17 protein-coding genes are annotated in these 22683 nt (G+C 40.1%); 13 read left to right on the top strand and 4 right to left on the bottom strand.

Translation table 11 applies throughout. The annotated features are described in order from the left end of the window. Positions 1–295: 295 nt before the first annotated feature. The 6 genes from BA1DRAFT_RS04705 to BA1DRAFT_RS04680 all read left to right on the top strand — a co-directional run bounded on the left by BA1DRAFT_RS04705 (position 296) and on the right by BA1DRAFT_RS04680 (position 7812). The gene (locus tag BA1DRAFT_RS04705) at positions 296–1495 is read left to right on the top strand and encodes a PLP-dependent cysteine synthase family protein (RefSeq protein ID WP_235200970.1); all 1200 of its coding nucleotides are present in this window, start codon (positions 296–298) and stop codon (positions 1493–1495) included. Continuing rightward, complete coding sequence (gene argG / locus BA1DRAFT_RS04700) at positions 1485–2675, top strand: argininosuccinate synthase (RefSeq protein WP_036776593.1); 1191 nt, start codon at positions 1485–1487, stop codon at positions 2673–2675. Before BA1DRAFT_RS04705 ends, argG begins: the two co-directional genes overlap by 11 nt. After that, a complete protein-coding gene (locus BA1DRAFT_RS04695; RefSeq protein WP_036776590.1) occupies positions 2672–3475 on the top strand; it encodes a dimethylarginine dimethylaminohydrolase family protein in 804 nt (267 codons plus the stop codon). Before argG ends, BA1DRAFT_RS04695 begins: the two co-directional genes overlap by 4 nt. A 22-nt stretch (positions 3476–3497) precedes the next feature. Then, positions 3498–5195, top strand: coding sequence for a carbamoyltransferase family protein (locus BA1DRAFT_RS04690; protein WP_036776588.1), 1698 nt, complete (start codon positions 3498–3500; stop codon positions 5193–5195). A 123-nt stretch (positions 5196–5318) separates the two neighbouring features. Next, the gene (locus BA1DRAFT_RS04685) at positions 5319–6506 is read left to right on the top strand and encodes an MFS transporter (RefSeq protein ID WP_051560662.1); all 1188 of its coding nucleotides are present in this window, start codon (positions 5319–5321) and stop codon (positions 6504–6506) included. A 10-nt stretch (positions 6507–6516) separates the two neighbouring features. After that, positions 6517–7812: an ATP-grasp domain-containing protein gene (locus BA1DRAFT_RS04680; RefSeq protein WP_036776582.1), complete on the top strand. Its 1296-nt coding sequence runs from the start codon at positions 6517–6519 to the stop codon at positions 7810–7812. A 36-nt stretch (positions 7813–7848) separates the two neighbouring features. Here BA1DRAFT_RS04680 and BA1DRAFT_RS04675 read toward each other — a convergent pair whose 3' ends face one another. Then, entirely contained in the window at positions 7849–8565 is a 717-nt protein-coding gene (locus BA1DRAFT_RS04675) for a helix-turn-helix domain-containing protein (RefSeq protein WP_036776580.1), read from the bottom strand. A gap of 270 nt (positions 8566–8835) precedes the next feature. Here BA1DRAFT_RS04675 and BA1DRAFT_RS04670 point away from each other — a divergent pair, with 270 nt between their 5' ends. The 4 genes from BA1DRAFT_RS04670 to cysQ all read left to right on the top strand — a co-directional run bounded on the left by BA1DRAFT_RS04670 (position 8836) and on the right by cysQ (position 13642). Then, positions 8836–9456, top strand: coding sequence for a BamJ family beta-barrel-assembly machinery protein (locus BA1DRAFT_RS04670; RefSeq protein WP_036776577.1), 621 nt, complete (start codon positions 8836–8838; stop codon positions 9454–9456). Positions 9457–10038: 582 nt separating this feature from the next. Further along, positions 10039–11142: a hypothetical protein gene (locus BA1DRAFT_RS04665; RefSeq protein WP_036776576.1), complete on the top strand. Its 1104-nt coding sequence runs from the start codon at positions 10039–10041 to the stop codon at positions 11140–11142. A 124-nt stretch (positions 11143–11266) separates the two neighbouring features. After that, positions 11267–12640 carry an MFS transporter gene (locus BA1DRAFT_RS04660; protein ID WP_082303633.1) on the top strand — a complete coding sequence of 458 codons (1374 nt, stop codon included), beginning with the start codon at positions 11267–11269 and terminating at the stop codon, positions 12638–12640. A gap of 258 nt (positions 12641–12898) precedes the next feature. Next, on the top strand, positions 12899–13642 hold the full coding sequence (cysQ, locus tag BA1DRAFT_RS04655; RefSeq protein ID WP_036776574.1) for a 3'(2'),5'-bisphosphate nucleotidase CysQ: 744 nt from the start codon (positions 12899–12901) through the stop codon (positions 13640–13642). 112 nt (positions 13643–13754) lie between these two features. Here the strand turns inward: cysQ and BA1DRAFT_RS04650 are convergent, their stop codons facing one another. Beyond that, a complete protein-coding gene (locus BA1DRAFT_RS04650) occupies positions 13755–14309 on the bottom strand; it encodes a YtfJ family protein (protein WP_036776573.1) in 555 nt (184 codons plus the stop codon). A 290-nt stretch (positions 14310–14599) separates the two neighbouring features. Between BA1DRAFT_RS04650 and BA1DRAFT_RS04645 the strand changes: the two genes are divergently transcribed. Next, entirely contained in the window at positions 14600–14806 is a 207-nt protein-coding gene (locus tag BA1DRAFT_RS04645; protein WP_011148633.1) for a DUF1107 domain-containing protein, read from the top strand. A 117-nt stretch (positions 14807–14923) separates the two neighbouring features. On the opposite strand, the gene paeA is transcribed toward BA1DRAFT_RS04645, so the two are convergent. Both paeA and msrA read right to left on the bottom strand, forming a co-directional pair. Further along, positions 14924–16255, bottom strand: coding sequence for a polyamine export protein PaeA (gene paeA / locus BA1DRAFT_RS04640; RefSeq protein WP_036776572.1), 1332 nt, complete (start codon positions 16253–16255; stop codon positions 14924–14926). 155 nt (positions 16256–16410) lie between these two features. Further along, positions 16411–17058: a peptide-methionine (S)-S-oxide reductase MsrA gene (gene msrA, locus BA1DRAFT_RS04635; RefSeq protein WP_332008658.1), complete on the bottom strand. Its 648-nt coding sequence runs from the start codon at positions 17056–17058 to the stop codon at positions 16411–16413. Positions 17059–17169: 111 nt separating this feature from the next. On the opposite strand from msrA, the gene tamA reads away from it, so the two are divergent. Beyond that, entirely contained in the window at positions 17170–18912 is a 1743-nt protein-coding gene (gene tamA / locus BA1DRAFT_RS04630) for an autotransporter assembly complex protein TamA (RefSeq protein WP_036776569.1), read from the top strand. After that, on the top strand, positions 18909–22682 hold the full coding sequence (gene tamB / locus BA1DRAFT_RS04625; RefSeq protein ID WP_036776566.1) for an autotransporter assembly complex protein TamB: 3774 nt from the start codon (positions 18909–18911) through the stop codon (positions 22680–22682). Before tamA ends, tamB begins: the two co-directional genes overlap by 4 nt. Position 22683 lies beyond the last annotated feature (1 nt).

Genomic DNA, 22683 nt, shown 5'->3' with positions numbered 1-22683 from the left:
ATATATATACGTATAAATCTGGTTAATTACATGTATGATTATTTCATAATAATTAGAAATATATTCTTATATAGTCACGGTTATTTGTCATTATAATAATTTATTTCATATGAGTTTATATAAGAATATTTAATGATGATAATATATATCCTTATTATTGAACGATAATATCAAAAATTTATATGAGATTTTATTGATATAACTGTCAGAGTTGACAGTAGACTTTTAAGTGTAATTTTATAATTATCATTTTTGTTAATTAACCCTTGTGTGAGAACACAAATAAATGTGCTTATTGTTAATAGGCATGAAGTTATTCTCCATAATTATTTATAAAGTGAATTGTTTCATTAATAAATTAATAGGTGCATTATATATTGAATTGATTTACTTATTTATTAATAAAAATACCTTATCATCATTATATGTTCTTCATATTAACCCGGACATAAGGGATAAAACTGGTATGAAACTAGGTAAAAACATATTACAAACTATAGGTAATACTCCAGTAGTTATGTTGAATGGTAGATACACTAAAGGTATTAATGTCTTTCTCAAAATGGAGAATATTAACCCCAGTGGGAGTATTAAAGATCGCATTGCGGCTGCAATGTTGGAAAGGGCAGAGGCTCAGGGAGAATTAAGACCAGGCATGGTGGTTATTGAACCATCATCGGGCAATACGGCAATTGGTTTGGCAATGGCGTGTGCTGTTAAAGGTTATCGATTTATTGCTGTCTTGGACCGTATGGTACCGGCAGCGAAGCGCGATAAAATAAAAGCATTTGGTGCGGAAATTATTTTCCTGCCAGAATTTGAAGCGGGAACGGATACTGTCAAATATCGTATTGATTTAACTAGAGAGATTATAAAAGCCTATCCGAATGCGTTTAGCCCCATGCAATTTGAAAATCAGGTTGATCCTGATGAACATTATCATTCCACGGGGCGTGAGTTGTATGAAACTTTTGGCAATAATTTGACTGCTTGTTTTGCGACGGCAGGCAGTTGTGGAACACTTACCGGGATTTCCCGTTATTTGAAAGAGAAAAATCCACAGGTGCGAATTTATGGTGTTGAACCGGTTGGATCAGTTATTTTCGGTGGTGAACAAGGGAAATATCTAGTACAGGGCGAGGGACTGACGTTTATACCTTCTATTCTGGAGCGTAACAACATCGATATTACCTTGAAGGTTGCAGATATTGATGCATTTCGGATAGCAAGAAAATTAGCCAGAAATGAAGGTATTTTAATTGGTGGAACGGGAGGTTGTGCGGTAAGCGCAGCATTAAATCACCTGGATGATTTTAAACCTGGAGATAATATTGTTGTCATTATTCCTGATAGTGGAGAACGTTATATCGACACAATTTATAATGATACTTGGTTATTTGAAAATAATTTCTCAGAATTAGTTGAGGAAAGTAAAACAGAACCTCAGCTAGAAGAAATTATTACAAACATGGGGTGCGTATTAAATGAGTTCTGATCGTGTTTTGGTGATTTACTATAATCGCCTCTATAATCCTCTTATCATAAGAAGTCTTAAATCTAAGTATAAAGAGGTGATTGCTCTTTATATTGATGAAGGACAGGTAAGAGACATTGAAGATATTGAACTGGAATGCATGGTTGCGGGCGCTGATAAATTTATCTATAAAGATTATCGGGCGCAATATGCTGAACATTTCCTGACAAAAGCGATAAAAGCGAATGCTATTTATCAAAATGGTTATTTTCTCAGTGCTGCACTTTCCCGGCCTGCGATTGCGGAGGCGGCAGTTGAAGTAGCCAATGAGCTCAATATTGATTATATTGCTCATCAATTCAGAGGTAATGATCAAGTCAGAATGGATATGAATATAGAAATTCTGAATAAAATACCTATTGCTTCGTTGAGAGATTTTAAATACGACGAAAGTGTCGTAAATAGTTATGCTATGAATTATGGTATTCCTCAAGAATTTGGTTGTAATAACCCTTATTCTACCAGTGAAAATATATGGGGATTCAGTGTCGAATGTGGACCATTGGCAGAGCCAGAAATGTTAATCCCTGAAGATGTCAAAGAGAAATTATTTGAGGATGCACTATCAGCCACTGAGCCAATATTTTTGTCATTAGGTTTTGAGAATGGCATACCGATATCGATCGACGGCGAGAAAAAATCATTATATGAAATTATTGAAATATTAAATAAAATTGGTAAAAAACAGTCAATTGGCATTTTTGATATTGTTGAAGATGGCATTGTCGGTTTGAAAACACGCGCAATTTATCAATCACCTGCTGCACATATCTTAATTACCGCTCATCGTGATTTGGAATGTTACTGTAGTAATCGTAACGAGAATTGGTTCAAAGAGATAATCGATAAAAAATGGGTTGAATTAGTTTATTCTGGGCTTTGGTATGATCCTTTATTAACTCATTTAAACCATTTTATTGATAGCATGAATCAACATGTCAATGGTGAGATTAAGCTTGAATTAGGCTATAAATATGCCAACGTTTGTTCCCGCACTTCAAAGACAACTATCTATGATGATAATTTAGCAATATATAATTGTGGGCATTTATATAGTCAAAACGATGCAGAGGGATTCGCAAAAATATTTAATATCCATACTAAGCAAAGTGCTAAATCTAAGATGAGGCAAATATTATGATTAAAGAATTATTAATGTGTAAACCGGATTTCTACGATATTGAATACGTTATTAATGATTGGATGGACCCTAATAATAGAGTCAATAAAAAACTAGCACAGCAACAATGGGATTTTCTTTATGAACGGTTGACTGAACGTGGCATCACTATTCGCACTATTGATCCTGTTAATGGTTTGCCTGATATGACTTTCTCAGGTGATTGCGGTATGGTGCATAATAATAAATTCCTTGCTAGTAATTTCCGGCACGCTGAACGCCAAGGGGAAAGCCAGTATTATATCGATTACCTGGAAAATCTAGGTTATGAGATACATCGTGTTGATGAAGGTATCTATTTTGAAGGGCTTGGAGATGTTATCTATTGGGAAAATGATATCATATTTGGTTATGGCCCTCGCTCAGATAAAGAAGCAATAAATAAGATTCAGAAAGTCTATCCAGAACTTAAAGTTAAAGGTGAGCTGCATATTCAGGATAAAACTTTCTTTCATGTAGCTCTGGCATTCTCATTTATTGACAAAGATACAGTTGTTTACTATCCAGAAGCATTTACTAAAGAGAGCCAAAATTATATTATTGAAACATTTGAGCGCCGGATCTCAATATCAGAACATGACGCTAAAGAATTATTTGTCTGTAATAATATCCCAATAGGTAAAGATATTCTCATGCATGATTGTTCTATAGAGGTTGAGCGTCAATTAAATAATTATGGTTACAATGTGGTTAAATGTGATATGAGTGAATTCTTAAAGAGTGGTGGTAGTCTTCGCTGCTTAGTATTAAAAATTAAATAATTATATGGGAGGATAATTAGCTATGTATATTTTAGGTATAAATTCAGTTTACCATGAGTCAGCAGTTTGCTTATTAAAAGATGGAGAAACTATCTTTGCCATTGAAGAAGAGCGTTTAAATAGAAGAAAACACGGAAAACCAGCAAATATTGATAATCCCGATGAATTGCCATTGGCTTCTATTGAAGTTGCATTAGACTTTGCGGGTATTAGCTTGGAAGATGTGAGTCATATTGGGTTTTCTATCGATCCGATAGAACGAAGAAAATCAATCTTTATTGATGAAGCCACCCATGAAGGAAGTTGGGGAAGTGTCTCGGGTGAATCTATTTTCTATCGTAAAACTACTTCAGTACCAGAAATTTTACAATCAATGGGATTCCGTGGTCAATTTCATTGGGTTCCGCATCACACAGCACATGCGGCATCTGCTTATTTTGTTTCGCCATTTGATAAAGCGTTAACCTTATCGCTTGATGGTGTTGGAGAGGATAATACCGCAGGGGTATATCTGGGAAATGGTAATAGTTTGGAAAAAATTAAAACCATTGAATACCCTCATTCAATTGGTTTTATGTGGGAGAAACTGGCAGAATTCCTGGGTTTCTCTGTATACGATGCCTGCAAGGTAATGGGAATGTCTGCTTACGGTAAGCCTGAAGGTTTTATGCCGGCGTTCCAGCAATTCGTCAAAATTTATGAGAAAGGTGAGTTTACGATCGATAACTCCATTCTCAATTTCCGCAGCCAAGATTTTTCTCACTTAGAATCCCTGTTTGGTATTGCGAAGAGAGTGCCAGGTGGTGAAGTTGCGCAGGAATATTATGATATCGCCGCTTCTCTCCAGCAAATAACTGATGAAATCGTGCTAAATATGGCTCGTCATTATTTGCAGGAAACAGCAACGAATAAGCTCTGTCTTGCGGGTGGTGTGGCGTTAAACTGCATTACGAATAAGCGACTATATGAAGAGTTGGATATCGAAGATATCTTTGTTCAGCCTGCCGCACATGACGGCGGGACGGCTACTGGTGCCGCACTATTTATCTGGCATCAGATTCTTGGAAATAATCAACGCTATCCTCTGACTCATACCTATTGGGGTCTGGGATATAGTGAAGATGATTACCAACGTAGCTTGAAAGCGCATGGTTTGGACTGGACATATGAAGAGAATATTCATGAAGTCGTCGCAGACTTGCTGGCCGAAAATAATGTCGTTGGTTGGTTCCAGGGGAGGATGGAATTTGGGCCGCGGGCATTAGGTAATCGTAGTTTATTGGCCGATCCGAGAAATAAAGATATTCGGGATTTAATGAATCGTAAAGTTAAACATCGTGAAATGTTTAGACCATTTGCGCCTAGTGTATTGCGTCAACATGTTGCTGATTGGTTCCATGTTCGGAAAGAATTACCGGAAGCTGCAAAATATATGTTGTTAGCGATGGATGCTAAAGTGGATCAGGCATCGAAAATTCCGGCAGTGGTTCACGAAGATGGTACTGCTAGAGTTCAGGTGGTAGATAGTGCATCAAATCCAGATTATGCCCTGTTGATTGAGGCATTTTATCGGAAAACCGGTGTTCCTTTGTTGCTGAACACCTCTTATAACGATAGTGAGCCGATCGTTTGTTCTCCTGATGATGCCATTAAAACTTTCATGAAAACAAATATTGATTATTTAGTTTTGGGGAATTATTTGATTAAATCTGTTCATTAATTATTGCAAGTAAAAATCTATCCCAGTAGGCATAATTGATGGAATCAGTTTCAGTCTTGCTCAGAGCCGAATTGATAAATAAAATGGCCTATTGGGATAGATAATAAGGTTGAGGTAATATTAATGATACATAGGATCATACTGGCTCGCTTTTTTTCTGTTTTTTCAGAAGCATTTGTTATGTTCGCTGTGCCTGTATTAGTATATACCTCAACTAATAGTGCTTCACTTTCATCTTTTGCTTTTGGGCTTGAGCGGCTATTCAGGGTGATTTCACTCCCTATTTCTGGTTGGATGGGCGACAGGATACATACGTTGGTTATGTTATTCCTGAGTGATATTCTTCGATCATTAGTTTGCTTATTTCTTTTTATTCTTTCATTTATATATTCTGATAATAGCATCGTATATATCATTATTCCTCTCTCATGTGTTTTATCCTTTTTTAGTGGGGCGGGATATGTCAACCTTGAAGGTTTTGTCTCTAAAAACATAAGTGCAATAGAATTACCTTCTGTTAACTCTCGTTTACAGTTTGTTGAACAGTTTACCTATATTGCAGCCCCGGCGGTTGTCGGTTTGTTGGTTTATAAATTTAGTGTTTATGCGGTATTTGCATTTGCATTTTTTCCTTTTCTGATTAGTAGCTTGATATGGTTTCAGCTACAAAGGAAAAACCAGATTGAAGAACACTCTAATAGAGAAGGTTATAATCTGCCGGCCATTTTTAAATTCTTGATGGGAAACCCATCCTTGTTACGCGTCATTGGCCTGACATTTCTGATGAATGTGATGCAAGGTGCTATTCTGTCAACGGCAGTTTATGTTATCACCAGCGTTTTTTCACAGCCAGAGGGGAGTTATGCTCAACTTTTGGCTTATGCGGGGTTGGTGAATTGTTGTGTATTTTTTATTGCGCCAAAATTATGCCGAGTTTTTGATGTGCGTATCGTTGGTGTAACGGCTTTTCTGATTGCTTTATGTGGTTTGACACTATTTGCTACCGGGCCGTTATTTGTGGTTTACACATTAGGTTTCTTACTGGTCATTGGTGCGGAAGGTTGTTTTAATCTTTTTTCTCGCTCTTATCGAGCAAGTCTTATTCCGAAGCAGCGTTTTTCTCAGTATCTTGGTGTGGTGCTGGTTTTGAATCAGTTAGCGACACCTTTAACTAGTTTCATTTGTGCTAACTTACTGAACTATTTTTCCTACAATAGTATTTATCTGATATTCTCTGCATTTGTTCTATTGATGTTTGTTATTATTAATCCTTATCGTTCACTTAAATTTAATCTGCATAATAGTCAATAATGGATGAAATATGTGTTCAAAAAAATATTTGTTAGTGCTTGATTATCTTCCGGCAAGGCTGAGTGAAATCGTTAATATTCGCGATTATATTCGATTTCATTACTCCCTTGAGTTGGTGATTATTAGCGATATGTTGTCCGGTGAGGAGAAAGATATTACATCATTTGTCTATCATATTCCTGTACGAACAGAAAATTATGTTGATAGTGTGATGGCAATTCTTGGTGAACTTAATATGACATGTGCGGCTATTCTCCCCTTTATGGATGCGGTATCTGGGTATGCTGCTGTTATCGCGAAAAAATTAAATGTTTATGGTGATGATCCCGAATTAAGTTTTGCGGGTATTGAAAAATATCAATTCCGCCAACAAGAAACTCGGATATTACCACTGCTTGCGGCACAACATATTAAGACACCTCGATATACTTTCATTAATGAGATTAAAGAATTAGAAGAACTTTATGACTCTGTTCCGTATGGTGTGATTATTAAGCCTAATTGTGGTCGAGCAAATATAGGAGTGGTTGCGGTTAAAGATAGAAGTAAAATCCCAACGGCTTTTGTTCAATCTGTTGAGCAATCAGGAGGTAATCAAGTTCTTGCAGAAGAGCTTATTATTTTCGATACAGAATATTCTTATGATGGTATTGGCTGTATGGCGTTTTTAACGCAAAAAGTTTCTCAGAAAGGGGAATATCCTGTTGAAATAGGGCAAATAGTACCGGCGCAATGTGATGGCGGAAATACGATTGCATTACATAAAGCAGGGCAGGCAATGAATCTGATCTCAGGGCAAACTCTTGGTGCATTCCATAATGAGATTAAGCAGGAGAGTAAAACGGGAGAAACTTTTCTGGTTGAAACTAATCGTAGACCTGCGGGTATGCGTATTTGGGATATGGCTAACCGGGTATATGGTATAAATTTACAGGAAATTTGGGTTGACCATTTAGTCAAAGGATTTAGTGATCGGATGATATTGCCTGAAGCGAAGGGGAGAGCATTTTTGATTAATTTGCTGGCAGGTAAAGATGGAAAGATTAATGATAAATTCGATAAAACAGAAATTAATGAAGTATTACTAGCATCTATTGATAATATTCTAAGTAAATTATATTACGAAATTATTGCAATAAAAATTAATTTAGAGAAGAATTCATTAGTTTACGAAACACCAAAAAGCAATAATGATTTCTGTGGTTACGTTTGTGTGCATATTAATGATGGGCACGTCAAATGTGAATCCCTGATGAATGAAATTAATGATGCATGGAGGGATATATTGTCTAATTATATTTTGTAATTTCGTATGGGTAGAGCCTTATTTCGGCTCTAATTGTTATATAATTAGATTATATGCTATTGCTTTAGCAACTGCCGCGACTTTATTGGGAACCACTAATTTCTCCATGATATTGTTAATGTGGAAATTAACTGTTCTTGTCGAAATATCCAGTATATCGGCTATTTCAGCAGAAGTTTTTCCTTCACAAGTCCATCTTATGACTTCAACCTCTCTGGTAGAGAGAGTTGGAACAATGATCTTATCCTTTTTGTTTTTTAGATTATTGAATGTTTTTATGCATTCATTTGCCAATATGCCTAACATTCCTGCTTTATTAAGTATTTCATTGTGGGAAATGGTGCCTTCTTTTCTGGCAACTGAAAAAATTGACCTTTCTCCATGATAACCTTTAATTTTGATTGAAAGACTATTTTTAACTTCATTTTTATTTGGATTTGATTTTTCAATCATAAAATCAGCGTTTTCTGATATTTTATCATTACAAATTGACGGAATAGAGAAAGTGTAATCGCCATTCATTAACTGGTCGCTGTCGTGATTATTATCTTGATTATAATTATTTGCATTTTCTATATTTAAGTTGGTTATTAGGACATATTTTTTAGTCGTGAATGGGTATTTTTCTTCCTGATAAATTGAGTAGAATTCAAAACCCAGATAATTTATCGCGTTTAACAGCTTCTTTTCTAATTCTGGCATGGTTTTGGATTTTTTAATTTCAGATGAAATCTCATTAAATAATGTATTCATAAGATTTTCCTCGTCGTATAATATTTGCAATAAAATTAATTTTATATAAAAAATATTTCATTCATATAATCAATTATAAGTAAAAATATATAAAAATTGAATTTTTATATTGTAACCTTTAAGGAATGAATATGCTACTTAGAATTATATCGATTATTAGCTCTTATATATTTTGTCGACATGTATTTTTCTAGTGATATCTTCGGTTTACCCTACTGCATAGCGCTGTTATGCTTACGAACCTAATTTAATTTGATCACAGGTATTTTCATGGCAAAACTTTCTTTTGATTCTATCGAGGCACAAGCAAGTTATGGAGTTGGCTTGCAAGTTGGTCAGCAATTACTGGAGTCTGGCCTGCAAGGTCTGGAACCTGAAGCGCTGTTAGCAGGGTTGTGTGATGCGCTGGAAAATCATTCTCCAGCGGTGCCGGTTGATATACTACATCGTGCCTTACGTGAAATGCATGAACGTGCGGATGGTGTGCGTCGTGAACGTCAGCAAGTTATGGCAGAAGAGGGTCAGAAGTTTTTGGCAGAAAACGCTCAGCGTGATGGTATAAGCATCACTGAATCCGGTTTACAGTTTTCTGTTCTAAAACAGGGGGATGGTGCAATTCCTGCTCGTACTGATAGCGTGCGTGTTCATTATACCGGACGTCTGATTGATGGCACCGTGTTTGACAGCTCAGTACAGCGTGGCGAACCTGCTGAATTTCCGGTGAATGGTGTGATTGCTGGATGGATTGAAGCATTGACGTTGATGCCTGTCGGTTCTAAATGGGAGCTTTATATCCCTTATAATTTGGCTTATGGTGAGCGAGGCGCTGGTGCATCGATTCCTCCATATAGCACTCTGATTTTCGAGGTGGAATTATTGGATATTCTGTAAGTTTTATCCAGAAGTAGGATTAAAAATAGCCGGTATATTCGCCTCAGACTACTGATAAACCCATTTAATAAAGTGGGCGGTGTTTTCAGACTATCGAAAATTTCAGCTAGTATGTTGCCGATTAACTGGCTTTTTCTCAATGTCCCAGTTGTTTCTTTGAATAGGGTTTTTGGCCTGATCAGTTTTCGTTTTCACCTCAAAAATGAATAAGAATGTTGTCGGTAACACTATTTTTGTCCTGATATCCCATACTATTGTCACCATTATTTGGGTTCTTTCTAGATCTTAATTGTGATCATAGTACTGTTTCGCATTGGCAAGGTTAGATTCCACTTTTTCCTTTCTCTTGTTAACACTTGTTTACTTTTACTTTTGACTGAATTTCAGCATTTTAAAGTATTTTTTATTTCTAATAACTTTAATAACAAATAAATAATGTTTTGTTGGTTTTTATTATAAAGATAATGTTGATTTATTAAATATATTGAAGAATAGTGTAATTAATTCATTGCATCAACGATTATGAAAAGGTCTGGCGAATTAATAAGCCAGGAGTTTTATCTTGATATAAAGGAAATTAAAATGAGTGCAATTGAAATATCGCCATTAATACCCTATTTTTCTCGTCGTATTAATTCTGAAAGTCTATACCGAATTTCCCCGAAAAGAATGGCACAGGCTATTGATGTTAGTATTGATCTGGGAGAAGAAGAATGTAATCCGACAAAGGGGATACCTGGTTATTTTGCTTATGGTTGGCGTAGCGCTGCCAACCGAATAATTCACGCTAATACACTCGGAGTAGAATATATTTCTCTGAGATTTATCTCGTCGGCAAATAGAAATAATAATATTGAAGCGGGCTTAATATTATTTGAAGAAACACTGCAAAATATATTGGCTTCGATTGGTTCCGTGCCAGTAAAGATGATTGTCGATCCTTTTGGTCTGGCGTTAACAGAGGATGGGCAATGGGGTGTGCGGGATAATAACGGTAATTTTGATAAGGAACAGACTCATAATTTGCTGGAAAAAGTGGGTTTTATCCTTTCGCGTAATCATGTTCATGGAGTGGTTACGTTGGGACGTTTACCAGAGGAAGTGATGTTGACGAAAAAAGGGATCAGTAAGGCGGGGGATTATACGAAAATTTATTCGTTCTCCCAAAATAGTGAGACCAGCACTGCCTATGTTTATTTGGATGCTGTAGGCCATAATACCGGTCAGAAAATCATGCCAGGTAATGTCAAAGAGATGGATCTGTGGGCACTCCTCGATATTTGGCATGGCACCGATGTCTCGGTGATTAAACCGATGGAAAGTTTCCATCTGATGAGCTCGTTACGTTACCTGATTGAGAATGAAACTGCCCGCGAACAATTTTTGAATTCTCCTGATGTTAAGGATATGGCCCAGAAAAACGCCTTTGTTGCCAAAAGCTTGGCGGAAATGAATGCATCTCCTCTTGAGCTGTCGTTGAAGTGTTCCCGAATCAAAATGGCTGGTTATACGGTTTCTGGCACAACTTACATGCTAGCACTATTGGCGCATGAAAAGGGTCCTGAAATGGCAAGGGCACGTATGGAGGAAATGTGGATAACGGCGCTTGGTGTGATGGATGAACAGTGTGAATGCCTTATTGATCGCAATGTGGTCAAATATCTTGAAGGTTCAATTCTTGCTTAGGTAAATTGACACGATATTGTCATATGTTTCAGATGATAGTGATCCCTGAATTATTGTTGTCTGAAACATTAATTATGTATGGAAAAGCGTGGCTATTATTCACCCTCTTACATTATAGGACTATATGAATTCTTCTAATCAAGAGACGAAATACAGAGCTATATTTATCGCCATCATGATCGTCACCTTTATGATTGGTTTTGATACAACTGGCTTAGGGGTTGCTATCCCGGTGATCGCGACTGAACTTGGTTTTGGTGTTAAAGAAGGAGCATGGCTCAGCATTTCTTATACAGCAGGCTTTGCTGCTTTCCTATTACCCGCCGGAATAATCACTGACCGTCTGGGAGCCATGAGAACACTGATTTCCGCCTTGTTGGTGTTCGTTGTTGCTTCTTATATGTCCGTTAGTTGTGTTTCTCTTGGCAGTTTTATCTTTGTTCGTTTAATTCAAGGCATTGCCGCCGCTTTTTTGAATACAGCGGCGATGGCGTTGTTGAATCTTCTATTTCCCGTGGGAAGTAGTAACCGTTCACAGGTTTTCAAAACCTGGTCAATGATACTTGGGCTGAGTTTTTCTTTGGGGCCGCCTTTAGGGGGCTTGATAATCAGGATGCTGGATTGGTCATGGATATTGTTACTTAATTTGCCCTTAGGGGGGCTGGTTGTATTCTTGATGTTGAAAAGAAAAGGCCGCACTTTGTCTGCCGGTGGGGCGTTAAGCCGTGTTTCTCTGTTTAGTACCTTACCAGTGACGGCGATTCTGTTGTTGGTCACCATGTATCAATATATCGATCAAGTGCTTCCGGGTCAGAATGGCACTATCATCAAGGCAACGCTGCTTATTCTAGGGGGAATAAGCGTTTGGCTGTGTCACCATTTTTCTGTGCGTAGTTTCACACGTTTACCTGAGCTTAAAAATGGTGCCTTTGTTATCTCATTGGTTCTGCCGATTATTTTTTCTATCGCCTATTGGAGCTTATTTGTGGTGTTACCGCAATATTTCGCGGTGAAATTGGGCTTTGATGCATTGTATCTGGCTATGACAATGCTATTGCTTTCTTTGCCGTTAACCTTGGTACCTTTATTGAGGATTGCCGAGCGTTTCAATCTTCAAGCTACCGAGGGATTCCTGATGTTAACGGTTGGATTGGTGCTGTTGGCTGGTATCTTTAGTCCGGTTGTTGATGGGAATGTTTGGTTGTTGGCGGTTGGATTGTTGTTGTTAGGTACGGGAGCGGCAGTACTTAACCCATTGATGGCAAGGCTGGTGATGGACAATGTTGCTCCTGAGAATTCAGGATTGGCGGCAGCTCTTACCAGCACGTTGCGTCAAGTCGGGTTTGCCGCAGGAGTCGCTTTTTTTTCATTGTTGACGCAACACAGCGAGGAGTCTGTCATCCATATCTCGGAAGCTATGGCGTTACTGATAGCCGCCATGTTGTCTTTAGTGGCGCTTGCGGTGTGCCAGGGTTTACAACGAAGTCGCGGATATTAACACAAGGTTTTTAATGCTTAACTTAAATGAATGAATTGTTGGTGGTACAACGGGTTAGATGACGGCATCATATTGGGCAAAAGTGCTTGGTGAGAACATGAAGATAATAGCGATTGCATCAGATTGTCAGTAACTTGAGCAGGTATATCCAGTTGTTTTTATTTTAAGAGGGGTAATAAAATTCTTACCGTTCCAATAAAAGATCAATTGGTAATATAGTCTAAAATGATAACAGATGACTAACCGCAGAGGTGTATGATGTTAGAACAAATCTGCCAACTGGCTCAGGAAGCTGGTGCGGCTATTATGACAATTTATCAGGATGAACATCCTCTGAAAGTTGATCATAAGCAAGATGATTCACCGGTTACTATGGCTGATATTGTAGCTCATAAAATCATTAAAGCCGGATTATCCCGTATCGCTCCAGAAATTCCACTGTTGTCGGAAGAAGAGCTTCCCTCTTGGGAAGAAAGGCGTGATTGGAAGCGCTATTGGTTAGTTGATCCTCTGGATGGTACTAAGGAATTTATTAATCGTAACGGTGAATTTACGGTTAATATCGCCTTGATTGACGAGGGCGTTCCTGTGATGGGGGTCATATATGCTCCTGTGCAGGATACGCTTTATTCCGGGCAAGGGCGGCAGGCATGGAAAAAAGCCGGTGGTGGTCAATGCTTGCCGATTAAAATTCGTGATGCTAATCCACCAATGGTAGTCGTTAGCCGTTCTCATATGGATACAGAATTAGAAGATTATCTCAATCAGTTAGGTGAACATCAGACGGTTTCTGTGGGGTCTTCACTGAAGTTCTGTTTGGTGGCTGAAGGAAAAGCGCAACTTTATCCTCGCTTTGGGCCCACTCATATCTGGGATACTGCGGCGGGTCACGCTATAGCCATTGCTGCCGGTGCTCACGTGACGAACTGGAAAGGTCAGACTCTAGATTATACGCCTCGTGAATCATTCCTAAATCCGGGATTTAGAGTAACGATTTTTTAATCGTGGCTGTTTTTTAGCAGATTTGTTTTTCAGTAGATTTGTTTTTTAGCAGAATAGTGGTGATAAGGGCAAACGAAAACATACCTGCAAGTCGTTATCACCACGGATGTTTTTACTGTAGTTCTTTACGAACTAACTCAATTACCTGTTTGATTTCGCTACTGTTTAGCTTACCTTCTTTGGCAAACTTCGCTGCGCCATTTTTGTCCAGGACAATAATGGCAGAACTTTTCGCTTCCAACTGCCAAGCTTTTTTGACCACACCGTTGCTGTCAGCGATAAACTGAGACCACGGAAACTCTTTTTTGCTATCTTCAATACTACTGCGGACAAATGGCCCAGTACCGAATATGGCGTCACTGACATTGATGATGGTGGTGGTTTGGTATTTTTCTTTTGAAAAATCAGCGCGTTTTATCTCTTCTATCAGCGGAGCATTCATCTCTTTAGCGGCACTACGACCTGCAATATGTTGTATGACTCTCACTTTACCAATCAGTTTTCCACTATCCCAATTTTGGTAGCTAAACTTGTTATTATTGAGTAGCAACTCACCTTTATCAGAGACATTGATCGAAGGAACCTGCTGTTCCAGGGTGATGTTGTGAGCGAATGCTAAAGCAGGAGAACAAAGTAGCGCAGCATATAGCATAAAGTTCTTTATCATAATTTTTCCTTTGTAGGTTAATGTGACAATACATGGATCTCTAGCATAGCGGGTATTAACTGATTTATCTCTTTAAAGAAGATCAAATTTTTAACATTAAGTAAGAGATAAAGTTACATAGTTATGTATATCTAAATATCTGTCATTTTATGTAAATTCGGTGCATAAAACTAAAAATGGAGGGAACAAAATCGGATAAATTCAGTCTATTATTCTACATAACGGTATCGTGTATGGAGTTGGTTCACCAAACGTAACCGTAAGAAGCACTTAGGAGGAAAAAAGCAGAGATGAAAATTTTTCACCGATATAACCCACTGAAAATTGCTCTCTACGTTAAAACTTTATTCCGTGGACGTTTATACATTAAAGATATGGGGGCTTTTGAATTCGACTGTGGCAAAATTTTACCACCGAAGGTGAGAGATAAGCGCCATTTTAGTGTAATGAGCGAAGTCAATCAGCAAGTGCTACGTTTGCAGGCCGAAATAGGATAGATAACGAAAAAGAGTCGGGTTGCATATTCATACTGATGTAATCAGAGCGCCACAAAATAACAATGAGTGGCGCTTAACGAGAATACTAAACGGCCTTAGTTCAAGAGTAGGCCGTTTTTATTTATCATCACTGATAAGTAGGTTTTGTGTTGGCGTCGCGGTGGGAATATCCGTGATTTTTGTGACTAGTAGCTGATCGATTTTGTAGTTATCAATATCGACAACTTCAAACTTGTAACCAGCAAATTTGACTGAATCGGTACACTTTGGAATTTTACGCAGCCGGAACATCATGAAACCGGCAATGGTTTCATAGTTACTTGAATCAGGGAAGTCATCAATATCCAGTACCCGCTGTACATCATCGATAGGTGTTCCCCCTTCTACTAACCATGAATTTTCGTCACGGATGATAATCTGCTCTTCCTGCCCTTGGCCGACTAAATCACCCATCAGGGTAGTCATAACATCATTAAGGGTAATCACACCCATTACCAGCGCATATTCATTCAGGATAATAGCGAAATCTTCACCCGCCGCTTTAAAACTTTCTAAAGCATCGGAAAGCGTTAAAGTATCTGGAATGATCAGAGCGTTGCGGATCTGGACACCCTTGTTGAAGCTTAGGCTTTGACCACTCAAGACACGGTTGAGTAGGTCTTTGGAATCCACATAACCGATAACGTGGTCAATATCTCCATCACATATCAGGTATTTGGAGTGTGGCTGGCTGGAAACCTGCTGTTTGATACTTTCTTCACTTTCATTCTTATCGAAGTAGATGATACTTTCCCTTGAGGTCATGGCCGAGGGCACTGTACGGGATTCGAGTTCGAACACGTTTTCAATCAGTTCATGCTCTTGTTTACGCAGAATACCAGCAACAGCGCCTGCTTCCACAACCGCAAAAATATCATCAGATGTGATGTCTTCATTACGCGTTGTCGGAATTTTAAAAATCTTAAAGATAAGATCAGACAGGCCATTAAATAGCCAAACTAGCGGACGGAAAACTGTCAGACAGAAACGCATTGGGTTTACGATTTTCACTGCGACAGCTTCAGGCTTGATCATGCCGATACGTTTTGGTGTCAAGTCTGCGAGCAAAATGAATATACTGGTCACAATGGTAAATGAGCAGATAAAGCCCAACTGTTCCGCCCATTCAGGACGCATAAATTTCATGAAAAAAGCTTTCAGTGAAGGGGAGAATGCGGATTCACCGACAACACCTGCCAAAATTGCCACTGCATTTAGGCCGATTTGCACCACGGTAAAAAACATTCCCGGGGTTTCTTGTAATTTGAGGACATGGGCTGCGTTGACATTACCCTCATCGACCATCAGTTTTAGTTTGATTCGTCTGGAGGCAGCAAGAGAGATTTCAGATAACGAAAAAAAGGCGCTTATCGCGCACAATAGAAACACTATTAAGAGACTATTTAGCATATGGGGTCCGTGTTTTACCTCCGGTGGTAGGGTAGGTTGTCATTTAGAAGAGCACCGGAGGAAACAATAAAAATCATATAAAATAAAAAGTGATAACAAACACTTAGAAAACCATTGATTAGCGTATTAATTATAACATTAATAAAATGTAACGACTAGTTTTTGTTCATTTGGGGTAGGCAAACACCAATACCGCCTAGTCCACAATACCCCTCAGGATTTTTAAATAGATATTGTTGATGATAGTCTTCAGCGAAATAGAATGGCCCCGCTTCTGTGATCTCCGTTGTAATAGGGCGGTTATCCCCTTTCTGTTGCATTGCTTGTTGGAAACGTTCAAGGCTGGCTAATGCCATTTCATGTTGCTGAGGTGACATGGTATAAATCGTGGAGCGATACTGAGTACCAATATCCCCGCCCTGGCGCATTCCTTGAGCGGGATCGTGGTTTTCCCAGAAAAGTCTTAATAAGTTTTCGTAGCTGTTTTTTGCTGGATCGTAAACAATTCTAACAACCTCAGCATGTCCGGTCAGGCCGCTACAAACTTCTTCGTAAGTTGGATTCGCTGTTGTACCGCCGCTATAACCTGCGGAGGTGGTGTAAATATCAGGTTGTTGCCAAAATAGGCGTTCTACGCCCCAGAAGCATCCCATACCAAAATAGGCAACTTCCATATTTTCTGGGACAGGTTCTATCGCATGATCGGTAACAGCATGGTTAGGTGAAACCTTAAGTGGCTCGGTTCTGCCTGGTAATGCGCTTTGAGGATCAATAGATAGGCTTTTATTAGCTGTTGGCACAATTCACTCCCGTAATTATTAAGTTTTCAGACATTAATAGATTGTATATATTATAAACTTTACTCAAGATAAATTTATTATAGTCAAATTATTCCGATCAGGTTAGGAGTTCGCGTGTCAAGATACCCCGTTTTATGCTTTCTTTGCGTGTCTATCGCCTCTCCCATTGTTTATAGCGCTAATCTTCGTCTGAAAATAGAGGGACTAACAGGCAGTTTAGAGAAAAATGCCCGAATTCATCTCTCCACTATCAGCACAGATGAAGTTGCGCCAGATGGCCGTTTCCGATCTCGTGTAGATAAAGCGATTCGTGAAGGCTTGCGCCCGCTTGGTTATTATGAACCTATTATCGAGTTTACCTATCAGGAAAATAAACCGCCTGCTCGCTCGGTATTAACGGCAAAAGTTACCGCAGGTGAACCTGTGCGAATCGCCGGTGTTAATGTTGTTTTGGAAGGTGGGGCAAAGACAGATGGAGATTATGCCAAACTGGTAAAAAGCAAAAGCCCAAAGAAAGGAACGGTTCTTAATCATGATGAATATGAAAGCCTTAAAGGTTCTCTGACTGGGCTTGCTATTAGGAAAGGTTATTTTGACGCTGTTATGAAAAAGAGCCAATTGGGTGTTTCCAAAGCGCGGCATGAGGCATTCTGGGACTTTGTTTTTAATAGCGGTGAGCGTTATCACTTTGGTCAGATACGTTATCGTGGTTCACAGATCCGCGAAGATTATCTGAATCCTCTGGTTCCGTTCAAAGAAGGGGATTTTTATACCTCAGAACAATTGGCCGAATTGAATCGGCGGTTAGCAGAAACTGGCTGGTTTAATTCAGCGGTAGTTACACCGGATTTTAATACCGCGAGAAAAAACGGTGACGGAATGCTTCCTCTTGAAGCAGTATTAACTCCACGTTCCAAAAACTATGTTGAACTGGGTGGGGGTTATGGATCTGATATAGGACCACGGGTAAAAGCGAAATGGACAAAACCCTGGCTTAATTCCCGTGGACACAGCCTTAGCACCAGCATCAACCTTTCGGCGCCTGAGCAGGTTGTTGATGCCACCTATAAAATGCCGCTGAAAGTAAACCCGTTAGAGCAATATTACGCATTGCAGACAGGTTATAAGCGTAAAGATATCAACGATACCGTATCAGATACCGCGACAGTAAATCTTTCCCGTAATTGGGATCTTTCAACGGGTTGGCAGTATGGGGTCAATATGCGTTGGAGTCTCAGCCACTTTACTCAGGCTAATGTCACCAATACGGCAATGTTATTATACCCAGGAGCAAATGTTAGCCGTATTCGCCAGCGTGGGGGGACAATGCCTTATTGGGGCGATAGCCAGCGCTATTCTATTGATATCTCTGATACCCTTTGGGGTTCTGATGTCGATTTCTTGGTATTACAGGCGCAAAACGTTTGGATCAGGACTTACTGGGATAATCACCGTTTTGTTGCTCGGGGTAATTTGGGTTGGATAGAAACCAATGCGTTCGAGAAAGTTCCACCTGACTTACGCTTTTTCGCTGGCGGTGATCACAGTGTTCGTGGTTACAGATATCAGAAAATTTCCCCTAAAGACGATAAAGGAAAATTGACCGGCGCGTCCGCGCTGGTTGTGGGTTCGCTTGAGTACCAATATAACGTAACGGGTAATTGGTGGAGTGCTGTTTTTGTTGATACCGGTGAAGCCATTAATGACATTAGAAAAAGCAATTTTAAAACCGGCCTAGGTGTTGGCGTACGTTGGGCTTCTCCGGTTGGGCCCATTAAATTTGACCTTGCCAGACCAATAGGGGATTCAGAATCCCGTAATATCCAGTTTTATATCGGGTTAGGATCTGAATTATGAGATGGATTAAAAAGGCCAGTATTGCTTTTTTACTGATGGTGACTTTGTTGGTTATTGTTGTTGCCGGGTTGGTAGGAACGCAATCTGGTCTGCATTTTATGATTAACAGTGCTGCCCGTTGGGTACCAGGACTGGATATAGCCAGCGTCAGTGGCGGTTGGCGAGATTTGACACTGAAAGGCGTTAAGTATCAAATGCCTGGAGTGGATGTTAATGTCAATCAACTTCATCTTTCGTTGCGTCTTTCCTGTCTGAAAAACAGTCAGTTATGTGTTAATGCATTGACGACGGAGGGCGTAAAAGTTGCGATTAATACGAGTCAATTGCCCCCTGCGGGAGAACCGTCGTCAAAGTCAGAGCCTTTGACTGAACTGAAGACGCCGTATCCAGTCTCACTTGATTTGCTATCTGTTAAAAATGTCACTGTCACCGTAAATGATACGGTATTTGCCCTTGATGAATTTAGGACCGCAGCTCAGTGGCAGCAAAAAGCATTAACGCTTAAACCAACGAAAATTAATGGATTGCTGGTGGGACTGCCAAAAACTCCCCCTGAACGGCTGAAAACGGTGGAAGCAGAGGAGAAAGCGAAACGAGGGAGTGAACCGGAAAAATCGTTGGCGGAAATCCTGAAAAAATTGTTCTCCCAGCCGCTATTGGCAACGTTACCAGAAGTGCCTATTCCACTGGATATGACTGTTGAAGGGATCAGTGGTAAGCAATTACGGCTGACGGGTGATACCAATATCACAATCAATGAGTTTTTACTGCAACTTAGCAATCAGGGACAGCAGATTCAGCTCAATAAATTGAATGTTAAAATGCCGGAAGGTTCTATTGCCATTAATGGTTCTGCGACTCTGGCGCAGCAGTGGCCGATAAAATTGGTAATAAAAGGTGAATTAAGTCGACAAGAGATTCAGGGGCAAAAGGTTGATGTAAAGCTTAATGGCGCTTTACTGGAGCAACTTAGCTTGGGAATGAATTTGTCTGGTCCTGTCAGGGCTAAACTTGATGCTCAAGCGGAACTGGCGAAGGCGGGTTTGCCAGTGCGAATGATGTTTGAAAGCCAGCAACTAAGTTGGCCTTTAACGGGAACGCCTGAATATCAGCTTGATAGTGTAAGAATGCGTCTAAATGGTAAGGCCAGTGGTTATGATCTGTCATTGCGTTCCAGTATTAAGGGGAATGAAATTCCACCGGCATTACTCGTGTTAGATGCTAAAGGCAATGAAGAGCAGTTTAAGTTGACCCGTCTACGCCTATCTGCTTTGCAGGGAAAGGCTGAATTGGCAGGTGTGGCAGACTGGAGTAAGGCGGTCAGTTGGAATGCGGTACTGGCACTCTCCGGGATCAATACCGCTAAACAGTGGCCGGAATGGCCCGCCAAAGTAGATGGAAAAATAGTTACCCGTGGTAGTTTACACGGTGGTAGTTGGCAGCTCCAGATCCCGGAAATTATGCTGGACGGCAACGTAAAACAGAACTTAGTAAAAGCCAGAGGTAAGATTTCTGGTAACGCGGCTGGTCAGTGGAATATTCCTCAATTTGAGCTAGCTTTAGGGCGCAATAAATTGAATCTCCAGGGACAGTTGTCCAAACAGTGGAAACTGGATGGCGATATCAGTGCACCGAAGCTGGATGGCATATTACCGGGGCTTGGCGGTGTCGTGAATGGGACGCTGAAATTGCGCGGTAATATGCAAACGCCTCAACTTTTGGCTGATCTCAATGCTAATGGATTGAAGTGGCAGGATTTGCGTATTGATCGTGTGAGTGTAAAGGGAAATGTACGTTCTGCTGAACAGATCCACGGGGATCTTGCTGTTAAAGTCAGTCAGTTGAAACAGGCGGATTTGACTGTCCGTAATTTGGCGTTGGATGCAAAGGGCAATGAGAAACAGCACAACTTGCAACTAAAGATCGACGGTGAGCCGATTGCGGGTCAACTTTCGCTTAATGGCAGTTTTGATCGTAAGCAACAGCGATGGAAAGGCAGCATCGACAATACCCGTTTTGACACCCCGGTTGGGGAATGGCGTTTAACTAAAGCAATAACTCTCGATTATCTTAATCAACAACAGAAAGTCACTGTGGGCACGCATTGTTGGCTGAATCCACATGCGCGGCTCTGCGTGCCTAAATCCATTGAAGCAGGCGCCAGCGGTAGCGCATCCCTTATTCTTGAACGCTTTGATCTTGCGATGATTCAGCCATTACTGGGGCCTGAAACCCATTTGAAAGGTGTATTCAGTGGCAATGCTGACGTTAAATGGAGTGCGGACAGCGGATTACCTCAGGCCAATGTTAATTTGCGTGGTGATGGGGTGCAGGTTAAGCAGATGGTTGATGGTACTGCGTTACCGGTAGATTTCCAGACGCTGACACTTAATGCAGGCTTGAAGAATGGCACGGCAAAGCTGAATTGGTTGTTTAAGATTATGGGAAATGGTCAGTTTAACGGTGACGTTCAGATTGCTGATCTTGCAGGGAGCCGTAAGCTATCGGGCAATGTCGATATTCAGGATATTTCACTGGCGTTAATCAAGCCGATTCTAGGGAAAGGTGATAAGGCGGAAGGTCATTTGAATGCTAACCTGCGTTTGGGTGGTAATGCCAAAAATCCATTATTGTTTGGCCGGTTGAACTTGGGGGCATTGCAAGTTTCAGGTCACTGGATCCCATTTGATATTACTCAAGGGCAAATTGGTGTGAATTTTGATGGAGTACGCTCTGTTCTTGAGGGGATTATCAAAACCCCGAAAGGACAACTTAACCTGAATGGTGATGCAGACTGGCGCAATGTGGATGCATGGCATGCAAGAGTGGCGGCTAATGGTGACAAGTTAAGAGTGGTTTTTCCACCAATGGTGAAAATTGATGTTAGCCCTGCTCTGGTGTTTGAGGCTTCTCCTCAGTTGCTGAAATTGGATGGTAGCGTTGGTATTCCTTGGGCGCGTATTACGGTGAAGGAGCTACCAGAATCGACAGTTGAGTCTTCACCGGATGAAGTTATATTGAATGAGAATCTCCAGCCATTACAAGAGAAGAAAGCGTCGATCCCGATTCAGAGTAACTTGACGATTCATATAGGAGACGATGTTCGTCTCAGTGCTTTCGGCCTTAAAGCGCAACTTAAAGGCGATCTGAAGGTTGTTCAAGATAAACAGGGCCTGGGTTTGAATGGTCAAGTTGATATTCTTGATGGTCGTTTCCATACTTATGGGCAGGATCTGATTGTTCGTAAAGGGCTGATTATGTTCTCCGGTCCACCTGATCAGCCATTGCTGAATATTGAAGCTATTCGTAATCCAGATTCTACCGATGGACAGGTTATTGCAGGGGTAAGGGTGACCGGTTTGGCGGATCAGCCAAAAGTAGAAATTTTCTCAGAGCCTGTTAGATCACAATTGGAAGCACTTTCTTATCTGTTGCGTGGTGAAGGGTTAGAGAATAGTAACTCGGACAACTCACAGATGACGGCAATATTAATAGGTTTGGGGGTTGCACAGAGTGGTCAGTTGGTAGGTAAGATCGGTGAAATATTTGGTGTTTCCGACTTAGCACTGGATACTCAGGGGGTTGGTGATAAATCACAGGTAGTTGTTAGCGGAAAGATTACAAAAGATCTGCAAGTTAAGTATGGTGTTGGTATATTTGATTCACTGGCAACATTAACCTTACGTTATAGGTTAATGCCTAGATTGTATCTGGAAGCGGTGTCTGGTATTGATCAGACATTGGATTTGCTCTATCAGTTTGAGTTTTAAA

This window comes from Photorhabdus aegyptia (assembly GCF_000612035.1).
Lineage (GTDB): Bacteria > Pseudomonadota > Gammaproteobacteria > Enterobacterales > Enterobacteriaceae > Photorhabdus > Photorhabdus akhurstii.
This window is presented reverse-complemented; position numbering and strand designations above follow the sequence as displayed.

Coding starts and splice junctions, on each gene's coding strand:
- BA1DRAFT_RS04695 (WP_036776590.1), top strand. CDS start 2,672: ATGATTAAAGAATTATTAATGTGTAAACCGGATTTCTACGATATTGAA.
- BA1DRAFT_RS04665 (WP_036776576.1), top strand. CDS start 10,039: ATGAGTGCAATTGAAATATCGCCATTAATACCCTATTTTTCTCGTCGT.
- BA1DRAFT_RS04685 (WP_051560662.1), top strand. CDS start 5,319: ATGATACATAGGATCATACTGGCTCGCTTTTTTTCTGTTTTTTCAGAA.
- BA1DRAFT_RS04650 (WP_036776573.1), bottom strand. CDS start 14,309: ATGATAAAGAACTTTATGCTATATGCTGCGCTACTTTGTTCTCCTGCT.
- tamB (WP_036776566.1), top strand. CDS start 18,909: ATGAGATGGATTAAAAAGGCCAGTATTGCTTTTTTACTGATGGTGACT.
- argG (WP_036776593.1), top strand. CDS start 1,485: ATGAGTTCTGATCGTGTTTTGGTGATTTACTATAATCGCCTCTATAAT.
- paeA (WP_036776572.1), bottom strand. CDS start 16,255: ATGCTAAATAGTCTCTTAATAGTGTTTCTATTGTGCGCGATAAGCGCC.
- BA1DRAFT_RS04690 (WP_036776588.1), top strand. CDS start 3,498: ATGTATATTTTAGGTATAAATTCAGTTTACCATGAGTCAGCAGTTTGC.
- BA1DRAFT_RS04670 (WP_036776577.1), top strand. CDS start 8,836: ATGGCAAAACTTTCTTTTGATTCTATCGAGGCACAAGCAAGTTATGGA.
- BA1DRAFT_RS04645 (WP_011148633.1), top strand. CDS start 14,600: ATGAAAATTTTTCACCGATATAACCCACTGAAAATTGCTCTCTACGTT.
- BA1DRAFT_RS04680 (WP_036776582.1), top strand. CDS start 6,517: ATGTGTTCAAAAAAATATTTGTTAGTGCTTGATTATCTTCCGGCAAGG.
- BA1DRAFT_RS04660 (WP_082303633.1), top strand. CDS start 11,267: ATGAATTCTTCTAATCAAGAGACGAAATACAGAGCTATATTTATCGCC.
- BA1DRAFT_RS04675 (WP_036776580.1), bottom strand. CDS start 8,565: ATGAATACATTATTTAATGAGATTTCATCTGAAATTAAAAAATCCAAA.
- cysQ (WP_036776574.1), top strand. CDS start 12,899: ATGTTAGAACAAATCTGCCAACTGGCTCAGGAAGCTGGTGCGGCTATT.